Genomic DNA, 3573 nt, shown 5'->3' with positions numbered 1-3573 from the left:
ACGAGTTCTCCCTGGGGCTCAACGGCCTGGGCTCCTGCGCCACCCAGTACGCCTCGAAATACATGGACGTTACCGTCTGGCGGGACGGCTTTGAGTACAGCCTCCACTTTGAGCGGGGCGAGATCGTGGGGGAGCTGGGGAAAAAGCCCCTGTCCAAAAATCAGAGCAGAAAGACCGGCACCCGCACCCGCTGGCTCCCCGACCTGGACGTGTTTACGGACATCGCCATTCCGGCGGAGTACTTCGCCGATGTGATGAAGCGCCAGGCGGTGGTGAACGCCGGCGTCCGCTTCCTCTTCCGCAATGAGACGGCGGAGGGCTTTGACGAGACAGAGTTCCTGTATGAAAACGGCATCTCCGACTATGTGGCGGAGCTGGCGGGGGAGGTGGCCCTGACGGCCCCCGTCTTCTGGCAGGCGGAGAAGCGGGGCCGGGACCGGGCGGACAAGCCGGAGTATAAGGTGAAGCTCAGCGCAGCCTGCTGCTTTTCCAATAAGGTCAACGTGGTGGAGCACTACCACAACTCCAGCTGGCTGGAGCACGGCGGCAGTCCGGAGAAGGCCAGCAAATCCGCCTTCGTCTCCGCCGTGGACAAGTACCTGCGGGACCAGGGGAAGTACCAGAAGAACGAGAGCAGGATCACCTGGGCGGACGTGGAGGACTGCCTGGTGCTGGTCTCCAACAACTTCTCCACCCAGACCAGCTACGAGAACCAGACGAAAAAGGCTATCACCAACAAGTTCGTCCAGGAGGCCATGACGGAGTTCCTGCGGTCGAACCTGGAGATCTACTTCATCGAAAACCCCTTTGACGCGGAGAAGATCGCGGGGCAGGTGCTTTTGAACAAGCGCAGCCGGGAGAAGGCCGAGGAGGCCCGGCTGAACATCAAGAAGAAGCTCTCCGGTTCCATCGACATCGCCAACCGGGTACAGAAGTTTGTGGACTGCCGCACCAAGGACGTGGAGCGCCGGGAGATCTATATCGTGGAGGGCGACAGCGCCCTTGGCAGCGTGAAGCAGGCCCGGGACTCGGAGTACCAGGGCATCATGCCCATCCGGGGCAAAATCCTGAACTGCCTCAAGGCGGACTACGCCCGCATCTTCAAAAGCGAGATCATCACGGACCTCATCAAGGTCCTGGGGTGCGGCGTAGAGGTGCAGAACAGGCACGTGAAGGACGTGTCCTCCTTCGACCTCAATAACCTCCGCTGGAGCAAGGTGGTGATCTGCACCGACGGCGACGTGGACGGCTTCCAGATCCGCACGCTGGTGCTGACCATGCTCTACCGCCTGACGCCCACGCTGATCCGGGAGGGGTACGTGTATATCGCGGAGACGCCCCTCTTTGAGATCAACTGCGGGGAGAAGACCTGGTTTGCCTACTCCGACAAGGAGAAGAACGACATTGTAAAGGACCTGGAGGGAAAGAAGTACAAGATCGACCGCTCCAAGGGCCTGGGCGAGAACGACCCGGACATGATGTGGCTGACCACCATGAACCCGGAGACCCGGCGGCTGATCCGGGTGATGCCGGAGGACGTGGAGCGGACGGCGGCGGTGTTTGACCTGCTGCTGGGGGACAACCTCCAGGGGCGGAAGGACCACATTGCGGAGAACGGGTACAAGTATCTGGAGATGGCGGACATCTCATAAAAGATGCCGGATAGGAACAAACGAGTACACCGTCCGGAGCGGCTGAAAGGATATGATTACTCCCGGCCGGGCTGTTACTTTATAACCTTCAACACAAAAGCCCGGGGTAAAAACATCCTCTGCAAAGTGGTAAAGGCTGAAAGAGGAGCAGAGACTTCCACAGGGGGTGCAGGCCCCACATCCGTTCCCAAGATCATCCATGCAGTCAAGGCGTTAACTGCAAGGGAACTGGGTGAATCCATTTGGCAGGATCATTATTATGACCACATCATCCGAAATGACGAAGACCTGCAGATCACCCGCCAATATATCCAAAACAACCCCTTGAAATGGATTTTGGGCAAAGGCTCATAGCGGGGAGGAGCCCGGCCTATGGGCCCTCCGGCCCGTCCGTCCTCTGGCCCGCCATCAGGCGCAGGCCCAGCTGCAGGCCGAGGGCGAAGGCATCGGTTCCCACAGCATACAGAGGCTGTCCAGCTGGTCCCCCAAAAACACCCGGTCGCCGGAATCACTGTGGGAGAGAATGGCCTGTTTGATTTGATCCGCGCCGTCTCTCACCTGCATCAGGGGCAGGGCGTAGTGGTCGTACAGCCATTCATAGGTTTCGTTCATAACCGTTCCTCCCAATACGTTGGTGAGTATAGTATACAAGAAAAAATTCATGTAGTCAACACTGTACTTGAATTTTTTCTCGCATCCTATTAAAATAAAATGGGGGATGCCTTTATGAAACATTCGGAAAGAATTTTGAAAATTATAGAAGAGAGAAAGATTACCGGGTATAAGCTGGCAAAAGAAACCGGTATTTCTGAAAGTCTGTTCAGCAAATGGAGAGAAAAACCCTCCTCAAAAATTGCCTCCCAGAATCTCGAACTGATCGCGGATTATTTAGGCTGCTCCGTAGACTACCTCCTGGGCCGCACAGACAACCCCGAAGTGAACAAGTAAAGGAATCAGAATCATATGCCGAAGAAGAAAACGCCAAACGAAAACAAGCCCAAGGTCACAAACCCCAACGTCCTGGGCCTCCACGCCGCCGTGGTGGAGCAGTCCATCACCGACACCCTGGAGACCAACTACATGCCCTACGCCATGAGCGTCATCGTCTCCCGGGCCATCCCGGAGATCGACGGCTTCAAGCCCTCCCACCGCAAGCTCCTGTACACCATGTACAAGATGGGCCTTTTAACCGGCGCCAGGACCAAGTCCGCCAACATCGTGGGCCAGACCATGCGCCTCAACCCCCACGGCGACGGCCCCATCTACGACACCATGGTCCGCCTCTCCAAGGGGTACGGGGCCCTGCTCCACCCCTTCGTGGACAGCAAGGGCAACTTCGGCAAGGTCTACTCCCGGGACATGGCCTGGGCCGCCAGCCGGTACACCGAGGCCAAGCTCTCCCCCATCTGCCAGGAGCTCTTCCGGGACCTGGACCAGGACGCGGTGGACTTTGTGGACAACTACGACAACTCCATGAAGGAGCCCGCCCTGCTGCCCACCACCTTCCCCAACATCCTGGTCTCCGCCAACCAGGGCATCGCCGTGGGCATGGCCAGCCAGCTGTGCGGGTTCAACCTGGGGGAGGTGTGCGACGCCGCCATTGCCTACCTCAAGGACCCTGGCGTGGACCTGCTGGAGGTCCTGAAAGCCCCGGACTTCTCCACCGGCGGACAGCTGCTCTATGACGGGGCGGCCCTGGGGGAGATCTACCGCACGGGCCGGGGGCCCCTCAAGCTGCGGGCCAAGTGGCGGCACGTCAAGGAGGACAACGTGCTGGAGATCTACGAGATCCCCTACTCCACCACCGTGGAGGCCATTTTGGACAAGGTGGCCGAGCTGGTAAAGGCCGGGAAGATCAAGGAGATCTCCGACATGCGGGACGAGACCGACCTGAACGGCCTGAAGCTGGCCATCGACCTGA

The 3573-nt window shown here is 58.8% G+C and carries 4 protein-coding genes; 3 read left to right on the top strand and 1 reads right to left on the bottom strand.

The window, feature by feature from the left end:
• The coding region (locus QZ326_RS11965; RefSeq protein WP_295745518.1) for a toprim domain-containing protein at positions 1–1652 on the top strand (1652 nt) is incomplete at its 5' end.
• Between the two features lie 408 nt (positions 1653–2060).
• On the opposite strand, the gene QZ326_RS11960 is transcribed toward QZ326_RS11965, so the two are convergent.
• Positions 2061–2264 carry a hypothetical protein gene (locus QZ326_RS11960; RefSeq protein WP_295745516.1) on the bottom strand — a complete coding sequence of 68 codons (204 nt, stop codon included), beginning with the start codon at positions 2262–2264 and terminating at the stop codon, positions 2061–2063.
• Between the two features lie 114 nt (positions 2265–2378).
• Between QZ326_RS11960 and QZ326_RS11955 the strand changes: the two genes are divergently transcribed.
• Positions 2379–2600 carry a helix-turn-helix domain-containing protein gene (locus QZ326_RS11955; RefSeq protein ID WP_295745514.1) on the top strand — a complete coding sequence of 74 codons (222 nt, stop codon included), beginning with the start codon at positions 2379–2381 and terminating at the stop codon, positions 2598–2600.
• A 15-nt stretch (positions 2601–2615) separates the two neighbouring features.
• Positions 2616–3573, top strand: a 958-nt coding sequence (locus QZ326_RS11950; protein WP_295745512.1) for a DNA gyrase subunit A, incomplete at its 3' end; no start/stop codon positions are given.

Origin of the sequence: uncultured Oscillibacter sp., from assembly GCF_910587525.1 — a bacterium.
Lineage (GTDB): Bacteria > Bacillota > Clostridia > Oscillospirales > Oscillospiraceae > Oscillibacter.
Note: the sequence above shows the minus strand (reverse complement) of the source record. Positions and strands in the feature narration are given on the sequence as shown.